This window comes from Bacillus sp. JJ1773 (genome assembly GCF_036962035.1).
In the GTDB taxonomy this organism is placed as follows: domain Bacteria; phylum Bacillota; class Bacilli; order Bacillales; family Cytobacillaceae; genus Cytobacillus.
Genome location: NZ_JBALNX010000156.1, coordinates 1 through 1,078 on the forward strand (window position 1 = coordinate 1; position 1,078 = coordinate 1,078).

The window sequence follows — 1,078 nt, forward strand, 5'->3', positions numbered from 1 at the left end:
TTTTGGAGCTACTTTTAAATATGTGAAACATTCTCAGTTTAAATATGGATATTCAGCAAGCCCTATTCATTAATACTTTTTATATAAGACCCCATTGATTGTAATGTTTCATTACATTTATTACAACTTGGTTTACAACTGCAATGGACCATTACAATTTGTTTTTACAAAAAGATAGATTTACAGTTTAGCAAACCTTGATAAACCCTATTATTTAAATAATTTAATAAAAATATATATTGGCATGATTTTTGCTTAATGAATATTAAGCGTGGGAAACCACACTTAATAAAATTAAATTAATGCAGGAGGAATTCTCATGAAATTAGGACTCTTTATTATGCCAAATCATCCACCAGAAAGATCACTTTACGACGCAACACAATGGGATATTGAAATGATCAAGGATGCAGATGCTTTAGGTTTTGAAGAAGCATGGATTGGAGAACACTTTACCATGGAGTGGGAACCTATTCCCGCACCGGATTTAATTATTGCTCAAGCCCTTCGAGAAACCAAACGAATTAAACTGGCCCCAGGAGCACATCTACTCCCTTACCATCATCCGGCAGAACTAGCACATCGTGTTGCTTACTTAGATCATTTAGCTCAAGGAAGATTGATGTTCGGAATTGGGGCAGGAGGGGTTCCAACCGACTATACATTATTTAATGTTGATGCTCAATCAGGACAGCATCGTAAAATGGCAGCAGAAGCTCTTGAGATTATCTTAAAACTATGGAAAGAAGAAGGACCATGGGAATATAAAGGACAGTATTGGAGTGTAAACAAACCTGGCATAGAATATAACGGCTTATTAGGCTCGCATCTTACACCTTATCAAAAACCTTATCCACCGATTGGAATTGCAGGTCTAAGCAGAAACTCAGAGACTTTGAAAATGGCAGGAGAATATGGTTTCATTCCTATGAGCTTTGGCTATAGCCACGGAGTAGTAGCAAGTCATTGGGATTCAATAGTTGAAGGGGCAAACCGGAGTGGTAAAACACCTAATCGTGAAAACTGGAGAGTTTCTCAAGATGTTTTCGTGGCTGACACTGATGAAGAGGCATACGAG

Annotated in this window: 1 protein-coding gene; it reads left to right on the top strand. The window is 37.4% G+C overall.

All coding sequences use genetic code 11. From position 1 onward, the window contains the following. Positions 1–319 precede the first annotated feature (319 nt). On the top strand, positions 320–1,078 hold a 759-nt coding region (locus V7127_RS25730; RefSeq protein ID WP_335491100.1), incomplete at its 3' end, for an LLM class flavin-dependent oxidoreductase.